Raw genomic sequence first — 18,200 nt, 5'->3', positions numbered from 1 at the left:
TAATGATTAAAGTCTAAAACCATAGAAATCCCCTCCATAATTAAACGTTATGGAAGGGATAACTTTATATAAATAACTTTTTCTCACTTCAATAAATTAAGAGGTCCAACTCAGTCTGGAGGCTTTAAAGAAATGCTTAGATGATTAATGTTACCATACTTGCTTAGATTAAAATCTCAAGATCAGTTCGTACATACTCAAATTTTCCCTCTCAGTAAACAGGTATTTATAGATAAACAAAAATCCTAGTACACTAAATCATCTAAACAGATGTTGTTAGTCTACTAGGAATTTTTTACTGTAGCTACTTCGAATCGATTTCTATAAGAATATACTCATTATCCAGAAGATAACTGCTGCTAAAAGAGCAGAGATTGGTAATGTAATAATCCAAGTGATAATCATACGTTGTGCTGTGCTCCATTTAACACCTTTTGCTCGGTTAGAAGCCCCTACACCAAGGATTGATGAAGATACAACGTGTGTTGTTGATAATGGGAAGTGTAATGATGAAGCAACAAAAATTGTTAATGCTGATGATAAGTCAGCAGCTGCACCATTAGCTGGACGGATTTTCATGATGTTTCCACCAACTGTTTTAATAATCTTCCAACCACCAATGGCAGTACCTAGACCCATCGCAGTCGCACAGGCTATTTTAACCCAAAGTGCAGGTTCAACATTTGCACCATCTTGAACACCTGCGACGATTAAGGCTAACGTAATAATACCCATTGATTTTTGTGCATCATTTGTACCATGAGAGAATGATTGTAATGCTGCAGTAAATACTTGGAAGAAACGGAAATTACGATTTGCTCTCGTTAAGTTCGCATTCTTGAAGATGATTTTAACTAATGTATACATAATGAAACCAACACAGAACGCGATAATTGGTGAAACAATTAATACGATAATAATTTTAGTAAAACCTTGATAATGAAGTACTCCAAATCCTTGAGCAGCAATAGCGGCCCCTGCTATTGAACCGATTAATGCATGTGAAGAAGAACTAGGAATACCATAAAGCCAAGTCACTAAGTTCCAAATAATCGCTGCTACAATTGCTGCTAATACTACCACTAAACCGTGATGCAATTTGAACGGATCTACAATATCTTTAGTAATAGTACCAGCTACGCCAGTAAATGTTAACGCACCGACGAAGTTCATAATCGCTGCTAATAAAATCGCAGTTCTTGGCGTTAATGCACGTGTAGATACTGCTGTAGCAATCGCATTGGCTGTATCATGGAAACCATTGATAAAGTCAAAGATTAAAGAAAATACAACGATAGCTATAGTGACAATTAGTACATAATCCATAAATTAAAACTCCCTTAGCTATTTTTCATAATAATCGTTTCAAAGTTATTTGCTACAACTTGACATTTATCTGCTATTTTTTCCATGCTTTCATAAATATCTTTTATTTTAATTAATGTGATTGGATCTGTTTCACTATTGAAAATATGTTTAATTGATTGTCTTAAGATACCGTCACAGTTTGTTTCAAATTCTTTAATGTTAATAGAATGAATACGCATGTGAGATAATTTTTTATCAACTAATAATCCTACAGCTAATTTCATTTCTGCTACTGCTTTTTGGATGTTTTCTACGAATTCAGCCATATATTCATCCGTGTATTCAATTGAATACATTTCAAACATACCAGCTGTTACTTCCATAGCATCAAGTACATCATCGATAGCGTTACATAAAGATAAAATATCTTCACGTTCGATTGGTGTAATGAATGTTTGATTTAAATCTGTAATAACTTGATGCATAAGTTCGTCACCATGTGACTCGTATGTTTTGATGTTGTCAGAATAAGCTTTTAAATCTAAATGCGTATTGAAATCCATTTTCCCGAATTCAACTGCTGCACGATCCAAGTTAAATACCATTTCTTCTAATTGAACCATGAACTTATCCTTTTTCTTAGTAAACATTATAAAGCCTCCAATTTAGCGATTGTTACCAACCACATTGTTAATTTTTATTCGTTGTAAGACAATTAAATATACAGAATACATTTACGATAAGAACTTTCAAATGCCTATTTCTGACAATTTGTAAATTTTATGTAAATATAATGTTTTACTTTTTTTAAATGTAAGACTCTAATACTGAATTTGTCCCTATTTGAAAATATCACAAAATTTACATATCCACAATTACATTTACAAATTCTTTACAAACAGAAAACATTAGCTCAATTTTTCTAAATTGAGTGATTAATTGTTCGCTTTGAATGGTTGTAAGCTATAATCGCAAAAATACTATAGATTATTGTATAAATGACCATAACTACAAAAATAGGCCTTTGATTACCAAACCCAATTAACTTCATGAATACTAAGGCTGCAAAATAGGCATGTAGCAATGCAATAATTAATGGTAAACCGAAGTTAAACGCTACTTTTAATTTTAAGCCTTGGGCCATATCTTTTTGAGTAAATCCTAATTTACGTAATACTGAGTAGTTTTCTAAATCATCTTCAGTTTCATCAATTTGCTTAATGTAAATAATACATCCTGTGGCTATTAAGAACGCGACGCCTAAGAATGATGAAACAAATAATAAAATACCAGTTAAACTAGATATTTCACTTACAACTTGACTTCTTGTTTGAACATCTTTATTTAAATTACTCACTATTCGTTCTAGTTTAGGAAGATCTTTATTATGTTTTAAATCAAAACCATATTGCGATACAATATTTTTACTTTTTGAATGTGCTTTAAGGTAATTATATTCTTCATGATTAAGCACTAATGTAGGTCCACCTAAATCCACATCTTCTTCAAAATAAATTTTCTTTACTACATTATTTAGTTTAATTTTGACGTTGTGTTTCTTAGTGCCTATGATTGCTGTGCCATGTTCTCTATATTGCATTAATCCGTGTGCTACACCTTTAGGTATAAGTAGCGTGGCTTGCCCTTTTCCTAAAGAAATATTAGAAAAGTATTTGTCACTTGTAATCGTTACACCATATGGCCTACCTGGACTCACATCAAACAAATGATCTTTATATAATTGAGAGTAAACTACTTCTTTAAAGTCATAATTATAATGGATGTGATGATGCGCTAATTCAATTCCAAGTTCATTTGCTGTATTTGCATTTTTCAATGTTACTTCATGGGGTGACTCTAGAAGCACTTCATTGTTTAATGAACTTCGGCTGAGTGCTGCAAAGCATAATACAGAAACTGTAATTGCAGAAATAACTGCCATCACTGTTAGTGAGAATGCATTCTTTCGAATACGAAACATAAGTGACGAGGTAAAAATAACATCATTTACACTTACGTTGCCACCTTTAAAACGCTTCACCATCTTTAATATGAGAGACACAGTGCTTCTGAAAAAGAAGTAAGCCCCGATAACTGTAAGAAATAAAATAATAAAAGGTATAAATATATTATCTATCAGATCAAAGAAACGCGTTGATAAATAATAGCCTACAAGAATTAAAACGATGCCCAATACACCTAAAATAATTTCACCAATAGTGAGCGTCACTTGGTTTTCATCTTTATTTTCGTGAGCAATGGAATGCTTACTTAAATATATCCAGGCTTGTATGATAATTAAAAAATAAGCCATCACTAAAATTAGCAAGTTCTGTCCAATGGCTTGAAAACTAAAGACAATGGAGACTGAGGTATGTATTCCTAAAATTTTTAATACAATCATTAATAAAATTTTAGATCCTAAAATACCAATCCCAATACCTAAAATAGCAGTAAGTAATAAAATAAATATTTGTTCTAGCATTAACATATAAATAATACGCTTTTTATCTAAACCTATTGTCTGTAAAAGCCCAAATTCATAACTTCGTCGCTTTATAAACAACATGTTGGTATAGATAATAAAAACGATAATAATAATAAATAGAAAATAACCCCCAATCTGAGAGCCTTCTCGCACCATTGATAATGATTGATGTATATGTAAATGATGGACATACTTAATAGTAATAAAACTGAAAAATAATACGATACTAAGAATGAGTGAGAAGAGATAAATAGCATAATGCGTCACGTTTTGCTTAAAATTCTTCCAAATAATATGACTAAAACTCATAAACCATCCCACCTAAAATACTTTGAGCACGTAATATCTCTTTATGGAATGTTTGACTATCATCTTCACCTTGATACAATTGCGTGAACACCTGTCCATCTTTCAACATAACTACACGATTAGAGAAACTGGCCGCTAAAGGATCGTGCGTCACCATTACAATCGTTGCATTATATAATTCATTAATCATTTGAAATCGTTGTAATAAATCTCGCGTATTCTTTGAATCTAATGCTCCAGTTGGCTCATCAGCAAAGATAATCTTTGGATGTGTAATAAACGCACGCGCCGCTGACGTACGTTGTCGTTGACCACCAGATATTTCCGAAGGGTATTTATTACTAATATCAAAAATGTTAAGCCTTTTTGTAATACGTTCGTACCGTTCATTCATTTCTTGTTTACTCAATTTCTGAACTGACAAAGGCAACATAATGTTTTCTTTAACTGTTAAGGTATGTAATAAATTGTATTCTTGAAAGATAAATCCTATCTCTTTCTTTCTAATTTCAGATAACGCCTTATTCGATAATTTTTCTAATTGTTGCTCTCCTAAAATCACTGAGCCGTGCGTCAAATAGTCAATTGAACTTAATACATTTAATAGAGTCGTTTTTCCTGAACCAGATGGCCCCATAATAGACACGAATTCACCTTCATCAATGGCTAAATCAATTCCCTTTAATACTTCTTGCGCGGTTTGTTTCGTGCCATAAGTCTTTGTTACTTGTTTTGCCTCTAATATTGTCAACTGGATAGTTCACCTCATTCTCCTTTATATTCAATATTGCTAAGAATTTCGCACTAATTTAGTCAGTTTTATTATATCCTCTAACGTGATAATAGAAATGAAGATGAAATAACAAATCACGTATTTAGTATGACAGTGTTGTCACTTGACCCATACGTTTTGTGATTTCATTTTGCTTCGGAAAAGTTAATACAAAAGTAGTTCCCTCGCCGACAGTAGATGTTACTTTCACATCTATTCCTAACTGTTGTTTCACACTATCAACTAAATACAAACCTATACCAGAAGACGTGGTTTCATTACGATTTGCTGTAGAAGTAAATCCACGTTCAAATATACGTGGTAAATCTTTGTTACTAATGCCTCTTCCGAAATCTTTAATTTCCAATGCTACATAATCATCACGATTAAAAGTGCGAATGACAATATCTTGATTTTGAGAATATTTCAATGAATTCGATAAGATTTGACGTATCATCATGCGACACCATTTCACATCTGTATACACTTCAGGTGTAATATCAAAATTCAAATCAAAACCTATCCCTTTAGCTTGACTAATGTGGCGTGTTAATTGAATTTCATCAATGACCAACCGCTTCAAAGGAACTAATTCAAAGTACATATCTTTATTTTTCGATTCTAAACGAGTTAAATAAAGTTGTTTATCTAATAACTCATTAATACGCGCCCATTCGTACAATAGTGCTTTTTTATGTTCCACATCTTCTTCTTGATCAATTAATAGCTTCATCGCTGTAACAGGCGTTTTGATATCATGCACAAACTCAGTTAATGACTGTTCTGTATTTTGTATATGCAATTGTTGTTCTACTACTTTTTCTTTTTGATTTGTTAATTTGCGGTACAAATAATCCACCATTTCATGTTGAAATGGATTTTCCGCTAACTCTTTATGCTTAATTTCTTCAATTTCTTTATTGTTATGCAAATGTTGATATATTTTTACTTCTTTTAGAAAAGTAAAAACAAGAAATACACACGTTAAACCAAGATTTAACGAAACAATATAAGCCACGCTACGAATGGCAATATCGTAATCAATATAAGCAATACCTAGTAAAATGAGATGTAAAAAAACTATCCAAAATATCCAATTACTTCGTGTTTTTAGAAACAACCAAAACCACTTTATATTACTCATGTGCCATGTAACCTTTACCTACTTTAGTTTCAATTTGCGTATCCATTTCAATATCAGCTAGTTTCTTTCTTAAACGGTTAACATTTACAGTTAAAGTATTATCGCTGACAAAAGCTTCATCATCCCATAATGCCGTAATTAAGGTATCGCGCGTAACAATTTGATTTTGTTTTTGAATAAGCATTTCTAAAATAATCATTTCTGTTTTAGATAAATAAATGACCTTATCACCTTTTTGAATGCTATCTTTAGATAAATCGACTATTGTATCTTGCCAATTCAGTGTACGCTTTTCTTCCGCACCAAATTCATATACACGTCGATAAATGGCTTGTAACTTCGCAATTAATACATTGGTATGGAAAGGTTTTTGCATATAATCGTCAGCGCCAAGTTCCATACTCATCACTTGGTCCATTGGATTATCACGAGAAGATAAAAATAGAATAGGTACATTAGAAACTTGTCTAATTTTACGGCACCAGTAAAATCCATCGTATTTAGGTAATTGTACGTCCATAATAACAATTTCTGGCTTGGCTTCTTCAAAAGTCTCTATTACCGCACTAAAATCGTTAATACCTGTTACGAAAAAATCCCAATGTTCTAATTCTTTCTTCAGTTCTTGGAATAATGTTTGATCATCTTCTACTAATAATACTTGCATGATTTTATCACCTTATCATTTTGTATATTTCATTTTTTCTCCAGATTGGACGCGTCCATTGAAATGTTTAATACGACAATCAATTTCAAATCCTCTCATAATTAAGCCTTGTATTGGCGCTTGAACAAAATAATACACTGGCCAGAATAATCTAGGAATGTAGTCGTATAAATGGACTATAACGAGACGTGTACCCTTAATTTGGCGAAATTCTAACTTCCCTTGTTTTTTAAAATTAGGTTTAACCAATGAACCGCCTACAAGATGTAATGTAACTAGTCCAACATCATTTTCCATCTTCTTTAAAATTAATAACGGCTTATCCTTGTTACGTGAATAAATAACATAATTATCATCTTTTTTATGCGTATGTACAAATGTTCCTCGTGTCTCATTAAGCCATGTAAAGAAATAATCAACGATGTGCGTTAATGTCCACTTTCTAGGCAAGATAATTCTTAACGCTGTACGTACATCATCATATTTAGATACTTGTAGTTCTACATTAATATGAGGCCGTTTAATTTGCGTATTGGTTGTTTCTACAGGCACCCCGTAACGTTCCAAACGTTGTACCGTTTCACTGTCGAAACGACTACCGCTCACGTACACTATTTTATGAACCCCTTGTTTAGCTGCAGCTCGAGCAAAATTATCTGCAGCAATTAAATTTAAATCACGTGCCGTTGCTTGAGTTAATTTAGCAGAGTTTTTATTCGGATCTAAATAATAAACGGCAATGTCCATTCCTTCCATAGCTGCTACAACATCTTCATAATTATAAATATCCCTTTGCAACCACTGAATGCGATTATTATGTTCTTTTTTAGTATTTGGATATTTAGACAATGCATATAAGTTAACATCATTTTCTATTGCATTACTAATATATTTACCAATATAACCGCTACCGCCAGCTAATAATACATTCGGTTTCATAATCAGAATTACTCCTTTAATTTTCGAAATTTTTTTATTATATGTATATACAAAAATTATTGGTATAATAACTTTTGAGATAAGAGGAAGACCTAAATCTATTTAATTATAAAGATTTAAAAGTCTATCCCTTTTAAATGCATTACATTGGGAGGAAGCCAAATGGCTCATATCATTCGCGAAATCAGTATCAAAGACGTTGAAGCTTTTATAAAACTTCTTAGTAAAATCTATGATGAATCTGACTATACACTTTATAATCCTGGCGAGTTCACACCAAGTGTTTCGAGTATTAGTGACTATCTAGAACGCATCATTACCTCTCCACGTAATACGATTTATGTTGCCGAACAAGATGACCAATTAGTAGGATCTGCACTAGTTACCACTGAAGAGTTAGAGCGTACAAAACATGAAGCCGTGCTTACAGTTGGTGTCAGTCAATTATATCAAAAACATGGTGTAGGATTAGCACTCATCAATGCTGTAGAGGCTTGGGCAATTAATCACGACATTAAACGTCTCGAAGCTTCAATTGTTCCTGAAAATGACCGTGCTGTTGAACTTTTCAAAGGTGCTGGTTTCAACATTGAAGGCGAACTTAAAGACAAATTATACATCGATGGCAAATACTATAATAAATATGTCATGGCCAAGTTACTCATCTGAATAATTACAGTATATATTATACGCTAATCATAGTCATAATGATTCATTTTAATCATACATTTACTTCATCTAATATAATAAAAACGTCCTGATAGGAATTGCTTTCAATTCTCAGGACGTTTTTTGTTAATTTTAATAAGGTGATAATGAAAAATGGCTATCTGAATTCGTCGAACCATCTAGTGGTGCTTGTTGCTGTTGTTCAACACCTGAAGATGACGTATTACGACTTAAAAATTCAAGAACCCGCTTCATATTTTCTTTAGATTCTGGTTTATCCAAATGAAATTGATACTGATGATGTAAATGATGTGAACCATCATAAAATAATGTACTGACAGGTACATTTTCTTCTTTCAACTTATGGTAAAACTCAATGTTTTGACTATAGAATGGATCGGCATCACCTACTGATAAATAAGTAGCTGGATAATCTTTAGTGACTTGATTAATGGTAGACATTTGAGAAATATTCTTAAACTCTGTTTCCCAATGGCTTTTACCAGTATAACTGCGCATAAACATTTGAATTCTAGGGAATTCCGTCGCTCTAACTGTCTTCATGTCATAGAACCCACCAAAAAAGATAGCACCTTTCAATTGTTTTAGCGTAAATTGTTGTTTAAAATTCATTTCTTGTCTTAATTGGGGATTAGTTTGCATTGCGACGAATTGACTTGTTAATTGTGCACCAGCCGAATCTCCACCTATCACAACTTGATTCCAATCTATTGGAAAATGTTCTTTATTATTCTTGATAAATTGTACTGCTTCGTCCATTTGGATCAAAGGTGTAGGATACTTAAAGTTTGGCGCTAAAGCATAGTTGACATTAACGACTACATAGCCCTGTTCTACGATTTGCGAAAGTAATGGATTCTTATACTGCTTATCTCCTGCTACATAACCACCACCATGCATCCAAAAAATAACAGGCAATTTATTATCTTTATCCACGTCAGTAGGCGTCATGATATCTAATTGACTGCCTGGTATATGTGAATTGTAAGTTATATTTTGAAAAAGTTTAACGTTCGGATTATCGACTTTTACCTTTTCACGGGCAATTTGTTGTTTTTTTGTGTGTTGATAATGTGAATATAAATTCCACGCTACCAATCCTCCCACAATTAACACAACTATACTTGTGATGGTTAGCCATTTACGTTGGTTCGTCATCCCTTGCAGTCCTTTCAACTGATGATTGGTGATTTGGTTCTGCCTTTTCAAAAAAAGAAAAAGCAATCCGTATCAAGTTCACGAATTGCTTTTAAGGGTAAAACATTCAATCTAAATTGTAAAGTCTGGGTTTATGCAATATGGTCTTTATCGTCTTTCTTACGTAGGTAGTATTTAATTAATACAGCTACAACGATGAATAGACCAACAACACCCATAATGTTATATAAGAAATTGATTAAATCTGCGAATCCAACGAAACTTAGGATAAACGCAGCAATCATCATTACGATAATGAAGATATGATATTTTTTGCTATAAGGCTCTGTAAAACGAGCAGCAAATGAATAGCATAGACCTAAGATAGTATTGTACATTACCACTAACATAATAATAGTAAGTACAAGTCCAATCCAAGGATTAATATCATTAGCTAATGTTAATGTTGGAATTTCAACATTTTTAATATGAGGATATTCTGCTTGTAAGGCGAAATTGATTAATGCTAATAGGATAGTATAAATGACGCCACCAAACATTGCACCAGCACCTGATATTTTACGTTTTGTTGCGTCACCACCGATAGCAACGATGGTACTAAAGCCTACTGCAAAGGCTAAACCGCCATACATTAATCCTCTTACAATACCCCAGAAGACACTTGTTTTGTCTACTGTTTGATTCACTTCACTGATTGAAACGCTACCTGCAAATAAATAATAAACGGCAATAAGAATTACCATAATAATTAAGAATGGTGTAACTACTCCCAGTGCGCTAACAATCTTATTGAAGTCGAGTAATAATGTTAAATAGATGATAACTGTCATAATCAGAGCGCCTAACCAAGTCGGAATTCCGAAACTTTCTTGGAAGGTTGACCCTGCACCGGCTATCATCGTAACAGCGATACCGAATAAGAAGAAAACAAGAATATAGTCGAAAATCTTACTAAATTTTTCCCCAAATAAATACTGTAATGTTGATTCATGGTTTGTGGCCTCAAAAGCGGTACCAATCTTCGCAACTTGACGACCGATGAAACCAAGAATTAAACCTGAAAGTAATACACCAATATATGACCATAGACCATATGGTGTAAAGAATTGCATAACTTCTTGGCCAGTTGAGAATCCAGCACCGACCACAATACCCACATAAGCGAAACCAATTTTTATAGCTTCTTTATTTAACCCCATGCGTTATAATAACCTCCTTATATTTGACACGTTGTGAATTATAACGTATTGATAAGAATATGCAACAGTGTATATTCGTTAAATGACAACGATTTGGGCTATCATACCTATTCTGATAACGATTAGAAGAAATTAAATTATTTCTTAAAAATGTAAATGTTCGACGTTTTTTTCATAAATGAGTAACTAGTAATAGAGGAAAAATACACTTTTTAAAAATATATAAATAAAAACCAGTATAAAGAATATACTTACCCTTCATACCGGTTTCGTTAAATTTATTTAATTAGAACGACCATATTGTTGTAATTCATTAATGTCCACCACGACGTTATCCATGTGTTTTGCTGTTTCTTTTAATGCGTTTCTAGCAACATGGTTACTTGGATCTAATTTTAAAATTTGTTTAGCTACTTTAAATGCTTCAGAATCTGAAATAACAGGTTCAGGAATAGCATGTAGTAATAACATTTGTAGTAAACTTTTAATTTCTTGACCATTTGTTAACTGAATAGAAGATTGTGCGTGATAATACGCTGAATCAAGCGCGCCTTCTACTTCACTTAATGGGTAAACTAATAATAGGAATGCCAAGTCATGCAATTCAGCGCTTTCTTCAAATTTAATCATATCTAAGATACATGTATAAAACATCATACTTTCATGTTCATGGGCGCAAGAAATATAAGCCTCTTCGAAATCTAAGAAGTCAGCTTGAGTCATAAGTTGTCTAACTTGTTCAAATTCACCATTCAGTACATAATTCTTGATGCGCTCTTGCATGGTATTGCCCTCCCATATTAGTTTTTACAATACTATTATTTTACCACAATTAATTTCATTTTCTATTTTATAAATAAATTAATCAACATTCAATTTGTTTACTCTAATAAGTATTAATATCCAACCGCTGTTCTATTTAAAAGAAGCTGACTTAAATGAAGCTTTCTCAATTTCTTCAATTGCGTCATTCACACTTCCACCTACTGATAATTTAACAGCTGCTGTAAAGCTACCTTCTACAATTGGCGCATTAATTTTTTTAATATTATAAGGACCATTGTACGTTTCAATCGCTAAATCAATATTCATTTCTGCAGAACCTAAATCATAAAAACATAAAGCATCATCGTCTAAATCATTCAATATCTTTTGAACTTCATCTAACGACGTACTTAGGCCATGGTCTACGCCACCATATGTAATTATTTTAACACCTTTTGCCATATTATTCAGTAAGGCTTTAGTCCCATTTGCGATGTCTTCACTATGACTCACAATGACGATTATTGCCATTATTATCCACCTCTAGTTATCTTTTGCTATAGCTTTTGCCTACATTATAATGCACCTATTTTGTATACGCTATCATTTTTCAAATATGCAATAAATTTAATCAATATTCTAAGTATCCATTCAATGCTTGGCGTGGTTGGTCCTGCATTTTCAAAAATAAAAAAAGCAAGGAATATCTTTATAAAAAAGAAAATATTCCTTGCTATAAGTTAAATGTGTTTAGATTTATACATTAGATAAATAAAGTACGGTGCACCGATAATTGCTACGACGATGCCTGCTGGAACACCGGTTGGTTCAAGAATCACTTTACCGAGCGTATCTGCGAAGACAAGTAAGAATGCGCCTACTAAGATAGCGATTGGTAAGAATAATTGATGGCGTGGACCGACAATGGATTTAGCAATATGTGGGCCCATTAATCCAATAAATGCAATTGAACCTGCAACGGCAACAGCGACTGATGATAGAATGACGGCGACGAAGAATAAAATAACGCGTTCTCTTTCTAATCGGACACCTAAACCTTTCGCAATATGTTCATGCGTATTGATCAAGTTAAGTGTATTAGATTTATAAATTAAATATGGAATAAGAATAACTAACCATGGAAGCGTAGCAATCACAAATGTCCAATCATCGCCCCAAATATTTCCTGCAAACCATGTAGCAATAAATTCTGATTGATCCTCATCAAATTTCGACATTAACGTAATGGAACCGCCATATAAAGCTGTATTCATTCCTACACCTATTAATACCATACTAGCAGGAGTGATACCGTCTTTCTTGTTAATACTGAACAAGAAAATGATAATTGCTGTAGCAATACCACCGATGACACTAATCATAGGTAACATGTATATAAAATTATCTGGATGAATTTGTCCAATTGTTAGGAATAATGCAATTGCAAATCCACCGCCTGAGTTAATCCCTAAAATTCCTGGTTCAGCAATTGGATTCTTGGTTACACTTTGAATGATGGCACCACTTAAGCTTAACGCTGCGCCTGCCAAAATTGTAATTAACATTCGCGGGAATCTAAATTGCATTAAGATAAGCTGATCATAGTATTCACCTTGACCCATTAATGTCTTAAAGAAGCGTCCAACTGGTATTTTATATTCTCCTGAAGAAATGCTCCATGTGCACGCGACAAACAATAGGATAGCAAAGGTAATTAGCGTAATGATTTGTTTACGTCTTAGTTTAGGATGTATCATATTGTGCGTCCTCCTCTTTTAACTAAGTATAAGAAGTAAGGCACACCAATGAATGAAATGATAGCACCTACTGGAGCATCGCCCAACATTCGCGCTATAGTGTCGGCAACTAGCATTAATAAAGCGCCTGATAGGGCTGTTAAAGGGATGACTTTTGCATAATCAGTACCGACTAAAAATCTAACAATATGAGGAACCATCAAACCTACAAAGGCAATTTGACCGACCATAGCTACAGCAACACCGGCTAAAACCATTATAAGTAATAAACTAACACCTCGTACTAGAGTAATATTTTGTCCTAACCCTTTAGCTAGTGATTCACCTAAATTTAAGATGGTTAATTGTTTACTCATCGCAACAATAATAATAATTGCGATAATAATGATTGGGCCGCTCCATAATAACTGTGGCCAAGTCGTACCAGAAACACCACCTGCTGTCCAATATGTCAGTGATTGATTTAATTTAAATACTAAGGCTATACCTTGGCTGAGCGCAGTAAGTAAAGCACTGACCGCTGCACCTGCTAAGATAATTCTCATAGGATTAAAACCATCACGTCTTGAACGACCAATCATTAATACAATGAAACCACCTAACATTGCTCCAATGAAACAAGCAAACATAATCATAAGAAATGGTGCTTGAGGGAAAAATGCAAATGTGAGTGCTAATGCAAATGAGGCACCTGCGTTTAATCCAATTAAACTTGGATCCGCTAAGCCATTTTTTGTTACACCTTGAATAACTGCCCCTGCTACTGATAGTGCCATGCCTACAAGCATAGCGCCTAAATCACGAGGAATTCGTATTTCACTAATAATATTATGCTGTTGATTCTTTGAATTATAATGAAAAATCGCATCTATAATAGTTGAGAAATTAACTTTAGCTTCCCCTATTAAAATTGAAATTAACAACGCAATCATTAATAGGATAAACACTAGAATCATATAGCCTATAAATCCAAACGTCCCTTTATTCTCTTTCATTGTCATAGTTATTTCTCTTTCCTTTATTTTCATTCATATTACGAATAAGTACGTTCAAATAAATCATAAGTCACAAGTAAAGGTTTGCCCGTTCTTGGATCTTCGCTTAGGACTACATCAATATTAAATACGCGTTCTAAAACATCTTTCGTTAATACTTCTTCTGTCGAACCACTAGCTAAGATTTCACCATTTTTCATCGCAATTAAGTGGTCTGAGAAGCGGATAGCTTGGTTGATATCATGCAATACCATGACAATCGTACAACCTTGCTCTTTATTAAGTTGTTGGACTAATTCTAAGATTTCTAATTGGTGTGAAATGTCTAAATAAGTTGTTGGTTCATCTAAGAAAATAATATCTGTCTTTTGAGCTAATGCCATCGCAATCCAAACGCGTTGACGTTGTCCACCACTTAAATCATTAATAGAACGATGACGGAATTCAGACGTACCTGTTACGCTCAATGCCCAATCAATTTCTTTTTTATCTTCTGCAGATAAACGTCCAAAGCCCTTTTGATGTGGGAAGCGTCCGTAAGATACAAGTTCTCCAACTGTTAAACCATCTGCTACTTCTGGTGTTTGAGGTAATATAGCAATTTTTTTAGCAATTTCTTTCGTTGATTGTGTATGAATATTCTCCCCATCTAATTTAATTTCACCATTTTTAATAGATAGCAAACGTGATAAAGCCTTTAATAGCGTTGATTTCCCACAACCATTTGGTCCAATAATAGAAGTCACTTTACCATCTGGAATTTCAACATTTAAGTTATTGATAATTGAATGATCTCCGTACCCAATCTCAACTTCTTGTGCTTTTAAACGATTCATAATTCCCCTACTTTCTTGAAAATAAATCTATTACTACGCTGTTAAATACTATTTTCTACATATATGTCAATTCATAATTGATAATAATTATCATAGTCAATGGCATTATTATAACATTTTCATAGTATGATGACTATTTCAAAATGAAAAAGAAGCGGGGGTAGAAGTTGAAATAACTTCGTTCCCCGCCTCTGTAATGATGACTCAATTTGAGAAAGATTAGTTTTAAACACATTTTCAAACCAGTCAGCTACTGCCAATATATTAGCAAAGGCTGAGACATTTTAATTTGTCTCAGCCTCTCTTTAGAAATTTTATTTATTCATCTACTAGGAAACCATTTCCATATACATCACGCACATCATGTACTACAAGGAATGCATTTTCATCTAATTCTCTAATTATACGTTTCGCGCGTGAAACTTGTGTTTTGGCTACTACTACATACAAAATATCTTTCTCTTCTCTACTATAATAGCCATGACCGTCTAAAATTGTAAGACCGCGTCCTACTTGTTCATCAATCGCTTTAGCAACTTCTTCTGGTTTATTAGAAATAATTGTCATAGCTTTTTTCGTATTAAGACCTTCAATAACATATTCCATTACTTTTGTGCCAATGTATAATGAGATGACCGTTACGAGTGCCTTATGCAATGGAAGTACTGTTAAAGATATTAATACTACTAATAAATCAAAGAATAATAGCGCATAAGCTGTGCTTACTTCTAAGTATTTATTAGCAATACGAGCAAGGATAGTCGTACCGGCAGTCGTACCACCAGCTAGTACAATAACACCGATGCCTAATCCTACACAGATACCGCCAAACACAGCATTAATAATGACGTTTCCAGTTTCTACATGCCAAGCATCTGTTAAGTCTAAAAATACAGAAATAAGTACAGTAGCAACAATAGTTAAAATTGTGCTTTTTTTACTCAAAAATTTATAACCGATAACAATAAGTACTGCATTAGCTACAAAGTTCGTTATAGATGGAGAAATATGAAAAGCGTAATACAATACGATAGCAATTCCTGTTACGCCTCCCTCACCTAAATTACCTGAAATAATGAATGAATTAACTCCAGCTGAAAATATGAAAGAGCCTAGTATCACAAGGAGTAAATCTTTAATGTTTTTATTCACATATACCAACCCCTTTTAGTTTATTATCATTAAAAATGTTAGCATACTCTCTGATAAAGCTACAATATACTATTCTAAAAAATGTTAAATAAATAAAAATTAAATAATTTAAACTATAACAATTTATGTTTATTATCGAATTTTCCTATAGATTCACTCAGATTTGAATTAAATATAAATATGAGAACAATTTATGAACAAATTAAAATTTTCTGAATTTTTCGTTTACTTACAAGATTGTTTCTGCTATACTGTGTATAACTTCTTAATAAGAGAAGTTATCTCCTTTGTGTTGTTTATAGTAACAAAACAAATTTTGCTCGAAGTACTGTGACAGTACCTAGTCCTTACCGTTACAAGTACATTAATATTCATTTCCCATAAAAACCAAGTATATAGAGTGTCTCCTCACTCTACATACTTGTTTTTTATTGTATATTCGAGTATTATTCATCCTTTTCAAAGAAAAAAGAGCAAATCCAAAATCACGTAAGAAAAACATGATTTTAAACTTGCTCCTTTGAAGAAATATTTAGCTCTATTAGTTTACCATGCGAATAAACCTACAAAAGCTGCTGTTAATAATGATACAAGGATACCTGATAAAAGCATCATTGGCACATATTTAGATACAAAATCTGAAGTCTTCTTGTCTACGATTCCTTTAAGTGTACCAACAATCATACCGATTGTTGAGAAGTTAGCAAATGACACTAAGAAGGTTGAAATGACCGCTTGTCTATGAGGACTATAAGATTTAACTACTTTAGTAATCTCACCCATTACAACGAATTCGTTTGTAACAATCTTCTTAGACATTTGTTGAGCCACAATCCATGCTTCTCCCCAAGGTAAACCAAGCAATAATGCGAATGGATACATGAAGACACCTAAGATTTGGTTTAATCCGAAACTACCTTTCATACCAATCCAACCGCCGACTAAGCCAGTAATTAAATTGATAAAGCGATCTAATAAATCAGCTAAAGCTACGAAGCTGATAACGAACGCGATAATAATTAACACTAATTTACCTGCATTTAAAACGGAATCTCCTAAGAATGAGAAGAATGGTTGACGCTCAGTTTCACCATTATTAATGCTATAAATCACATCTTCACGTTCTTCAACCGTTACCGGATTCAAGATAGAAGACACTATAATGGCGTTAATAATATTTAGCGGAATCGCTGTCAATACAAGTTCACCAGGGATCATTTGTACATAGGCACCAACAATCGCACCTGAAATAGAACTCATTGACATCATTGCTAATGTTAAAACACGTGTTTCTTTCATACGTTTTAATTGTTCGTTTGAGACCGCTAATGCTTCTGTATTACCTAAGAACATCATTTCAATTCCGAAAAATGACTCAAACTTAGGTTGACGTGTAATCTTAGCTAATACCCAGCCAATACCACCGATAATCTTCGGTAAAATATTAAAATACATTAATACGTCAAATAGTGGAACAACAAGTAAGATTGGGAATAAGGCGCTAATAGCCATATCCATTTGCTTACCACTTGTAAAACTACTAAATGCAAAGCCCGTTCCAGTGTGCGCTGATTGAATCACCCAAGCGATTGCAGCAGCTAAGCCTTCAACAATCGATCTACCAATTTGAAAGTACACGAAGAACCAAGCAAGGAAAAGGTTTAAAATAACAAGAATCAAAATTGATTTCCATTGGATATTTTTGCGATCTCTTGAAAATAAAACTGCAATTCCCAAAAACACAAGTAACCCAATGATATTAATGATTAAAAACATGAGGCACCTACCTAGACTTTAATTTTTCAACTTACTATGTAAATATTACTTAGTATAACAAAACCGTACTTTTCCCCAATATAAAGCACTAAAGTTCTGTAAAACATATATTTAACATTATACCATGAGGAAATGTTCGATAAAATAATATTTTAAAGAATTTCGTTAGTATAATTATGAGTTGTAATTTTTTAATGAACTTTAATAAAAGCACTAAAAACGCGATTTGTTTTAAATCACATTTT

Annotated in this window: 17 protein-coding genes; 1 reads left to right on the top strand and 16 read right to left on the bottom strand. The window is 33.1% G+C overall.

The window, feature by feature from the left end; translation table 11 throughout:
* Nucleotides 1-321: 321 nt before the first annotated feature.
* The 7 genes from E2558_RS00370 to E2558_RS00340 all read right to left on the bottom strand — a co-directional run bounded on the left by E2558_RS00370 (nucleotide 322) and on the right by E2558_RS00340 (nucleotide 7,627).
* Nucleotides 322-1,326, bottom strand: coding sequence for an inorganic phosphate transporter (locus E2558_RS00370; RefSeq protein WP_126565029.1), 1,005 nt, complete (start codon nucleotides 1,324-1,326; stop codon nucleotides 322-324).
* A gap of 14 nt (nucleotides 1,327-1,340) precedes the next feature.
* Nucleotides 1,341-1,958, bottom strand: coding sequence for a DUF47 domain-containing protein (locus tag E2558_RS00365; RefSeq protein WP_103298500.1), 618 nt, complete (start codon nucleotides 1,956-1,958; stop codon nucleotides 1,341-1,343).
* A 272-nt stretch (nucleotides 1,959-2,230) separates the two neighbouring features.
* Entirely contained in the window at nucleotides 2,231-4,105 is a 1,875-nt protein-coding gene (locus tag E2558_RS00360; protein WP_126565028.1) for an FtsX-like permease family protein, read from the bottom strand.
* The gene (locus tag E2558_RS00355) at nucleotides 4,095-4,856 is read right to left on the bottom strand and encodes an ABC transporter ATP-binding protein (protein WP_126565027.1); all 762 of its coding nucleotides are present in this window, start codon (nucleotides 4,854-4,856) and stop codon (nucleotides 4,095-4,097) included. The genes E2558_RS00360 and E2558_RS00355 overlap by 11 nt, the downstream gene beginning before the upstream one ends.
* 124 nt (nucleotides 4,857-4,980) lie before the next feature.
* Nucleotides 4,981-6,021, bottom strand: a complete 1,041-nt coding sequence (locus E2558_RS00350; RefSeq protein ID WP_126565026.1) for a sensor histidine kinase — start codon at nucleotides 6,019-6,021, stop codon at nucleotides 4,981-4,983.
* Complete coding sequence (gene graR / locus E2558_RS00345; RefSeq protein WP_126565025.1) at nucleotides 6,014-6,688, bottom strand: response regulator transcription factor GraR/ApsR; 675 nt, start codon at nucleotides 6,686-6,688, stop codon at nucleotides 6,014-6,016. Before graR ends, E2558_RS00350 begins: the two co-directional genes overlap by 8 nt.
* Nucleotides 6,689-6,703: 15 nt before the next feature.
* The gene (locus E2558_RS00340; protein ID WP_126565024.1) at nucleotides 6,704-7,627 is read right to left on the bottom strand and encodes an NAD(P)H-binding protein; all 924 of its coding nucleotides are present in this window, start codon (nucleotides 7,625-7,627) and stop codon (nucleotides 6,704-6,706) included.
* Nucleotides 7,628-7,789: 162 nt separating this feature from the next.
* On the opposite strand from E2558_RS00340, the gene E2558_RS00335 reads away from it, so the two are divergent.
* Entirely contained in the window at nucleotides 7,790-8,296 is a 507-nt protein-coding gene (locus tag E2558_RS00335; RefSeq protein WP_126565023.1) for a GNAT family N-acetyltransferase, read from the top strand.
* Between the two features lie 132 nt (nucleotides 8,297-8,428).
* Here the strand turns inward: E2558_RS00335 and E2558_RS00330 are convergent, their stop codons facing one another.
* The 9 genes from E2558_RS00330 to E2558_RS00290 all read right to left on the bottom strand — a co-directional run bounded on the left by E2558_RS00330 (nucleotide 8,429) and on the right by E2558_RS00290 (nucleotide 17,955).
* Entirely contained in the window at nucleotides 8,429-9,475 is a 1,047-nt protein-coding gene (locus E2558_RS00330) for an alpha/beta hydrolase (RefSeq protein WP_126565022.1), read from the bottom strand.
* 131 nt (nucleotides 9,476-9,606) lie between these two features.
* Nucleotides 9,607-10,674 (bottom strand): YkvI family membrane protein, encoded by a 1,068-nt coding sequence (locus E2558_RS00325; RefSeq protein WP_126565021.1) that lies wholly within the window; start codon nucleotides 10,672-10,674, stop codon nucleotides 9,607-9,609.
* A gap of 282 nt (nucleotides 10,675-10,956) precedes the next feature.
* The gene (locus E2558_RS00320) at nucleotides 10,957-11,457 is read right to left on the bottom strand and encodes a hypothetical protein (protein WP_126565020.1); all 501 of its coding nucleotides are present in this window, start codon (nucleotides 11,455-11,457) and stop codon (nucleotides 10,957-10,959) included.
* Between the two features lie 132 nt (nucleotides 11,458-11,589).
* Nucleotides 11,590-11,970 (bottom strand): dihydroxyacetone kinase phosphoryl donor subunit DhaM, encoded by a 381-nt coding sequence (dhaM, locus tag E2558_RS00315; protein ID WP_126565019.1) that lies wholly within the window; start codon nucleotides 11,968-11,970, stop codon nucleotides 11,590-11,592.
* A gap of 209 nt (nucleotides 11,971-12,179) precedes the next feature.
* Entirely contained in the window at nucleotides 12,180-13,196 is a 1,017-nt protein-coding gene (locus tag E2558_RS00310; RefSeq protein ID WP_126565018.1) for a FecCD family ABC transporter permease, read from the bottom strand.
* Nucleotides 13,193-14,197 carry a FecCD family ABC transporter permease gene (locus E2558_RS00305; protein WP_126565017.1) on the bottom strand — a complete coding sequence of 335 codons (1,005 nt, stop codon included), beginning with the start codon at nucleotides 14,195-14,197 and terminating at the stop codon, nucleotides 13,193-13,195. The genes E2558_RS00310 and E2558_RS00305 overlap by 4 nt, the downstream gene beginning before the upstream one ends.
* Nucleotides 14,198-14,229: 32 nt before the next feature.
* Nucleotides 14,230-15,027 (bottom strand): ABC transporter ATP-binding protein, encoded by a 798-nt coding sequence (locus E2558_RS00300; RefSeq protein ID WP_126565016.1) that lies wholly within the window; start codon nucleotides 15,025-15,027, stop codon nucleotides 14,230-14,232.
* 318 nt (nucleotides 15,028-15,345) lie between these two features.
* Entirely contained in the window at nucleotides 15,346-16,179 is an 834-nt protein-coding gene (locus E2558_RS00295) for a YitT family protein (protein ID WP_126565015.1), read from the bottom strand.
* Between the two features lie 546 nt (nucleotides 16,180-16,725).
* Nucleotides 16,726-17,955 (bottom strand): NupC/NupG family nucleoside CNT transporter, encoded by a 1,230-nt coding sequence (locus E2558_RS00290; RefSeq protein WP_126565014.1) that lies wholly within the window; start codon nucleotides 17,953-17,955, stop codon nucleotides 16,726-16,728.
* Nucleotides 17,956-18,200 lie beyond the last annotated feature (245 nt).

The sequence above is a fragment of the Staphylococcus pragensis genome, assembly GCF_004785665.1.
GTDB classification, from domain to species: Bacteria; Bacillota; Bacilli; order Staphylococcales; family Staphylococcaceae; genus Staphylococcus; species Staphylococcus pragensis.
This window is presented reverse-complemented; position numbering and strand designations above follow the sequence as displayed.

What these genes read in the sequence shown, in the direction of transcription:
- E2558_RS00350 (WP_126565026.1), bottom strand. Translation starts at nt 6,021, where the DNA reads ATGAGTAATATAAAGTGGTTTTGGTTGTTTCTAAAAACACGAAGTAAT.
- E2558_RS00305 (WP_126565017.1), bottom strand. Translation starts at nt 14,197, where the DNA reads ATGACAATGAAAGAGAATAAAGGGACGTTTGGATTTATAGGCTATATG.
- E2558_RS00340 (WP_126565024.1), bottom strand. Translation starts at nt 7,627, where the DNA reads ATGAAACCGAATGTATTATTAGCTGGCGGTAGCGGTTATATTGGTAAA.
- E2558_RS00300 (WP_126565016.1), bottom strand. Translation starts at nt 15,027, where the DNA reads ATGAATCGTTTAAAAGCACAAGAAGTTGAGATTGGGTACGGAGATCAT.
- E2558_RS00330 (WP_126565022.1), bottom strand. Translation starts at nt 9,475, where the DNA reads ATGACGAACCAACGTAAATGGCTAACCATCACAAGTATAGTTGTGTTA.
- E2558_RS00320 (WP_126565020.1), bottom strand. Translation starts at nt 11,457, where the DNA reads ATGCAAGAGCGCATCAAGAATTATGTACTGAATGGTGAATTTGAACAA.
- E2558_RS00335 (WP_126565023.1), top strand. Translation starts at nt 7,790, where the DNA reads ATGGCTCATATCATTCGCGAAATCAGTATCAAAGACGTTGAAGCTTTT.
- E2558_RS00310 (WP_126565018.1), bottom strand. Translation starts at nt 13,196, where the DNA reads ATGATACATCCTAAACTAAGACGTAAACAAATCATTACGCTAATTACC.
- graR (WP_126565025.1), bottom strand. Translation starts at nt 6,688, where the DNA reads ATGCAAGTATTATTAGTAGAAGATGATCAAACATTATTCCAAGAACTG.
- E2558_RS00365 (WP_103298500.1), bottom strand. Translation starts at nt 1,958, where the DNA reads ATGTTTACTAAGAAAAAGGATAAGTTCATGGTTCAATTAGAAGAAATG.
- E2558_RS00370 (WP_126565029.1), bottom strand. Translation starts at nt 1,326, where the DNA reads ATGGATTATGTACTAATTGTCACTATAGCTATCGTTGTATTTTCTTTA.
- dhaM (WP_126565019.1), bottom strand. Translation starts at nt 11,970, where the DNA reads ATGGCAATAATCGTCATTGTGAGTCATAGTGAAGACATCGCAAATGGG.
- E2558_RS00290 (WP_126565014.1), bottom strand. Translation starts at nt 17,955, where the DNA reads ATGTTTTTAATCATTAATATCATTGGGTTACTTGTGTTTTTGGGAATT.
- E2558_RS00325 (WP_126565021.1), bottom strand. Translation starts at nt 10,674, where the DNA reads ATGGGGTTAAATAAAGAAGCTATAAAAATTGGTTTCGCTTATGTGGGT.
- E2558_RS00360 (WP_126565028.1), bottom strand. Translation starts at nt 4,105, where the DNA reads ATGAGTTTTAGTCATATTATTTGGAAGAATTTTAAGCAAAACGTGACG.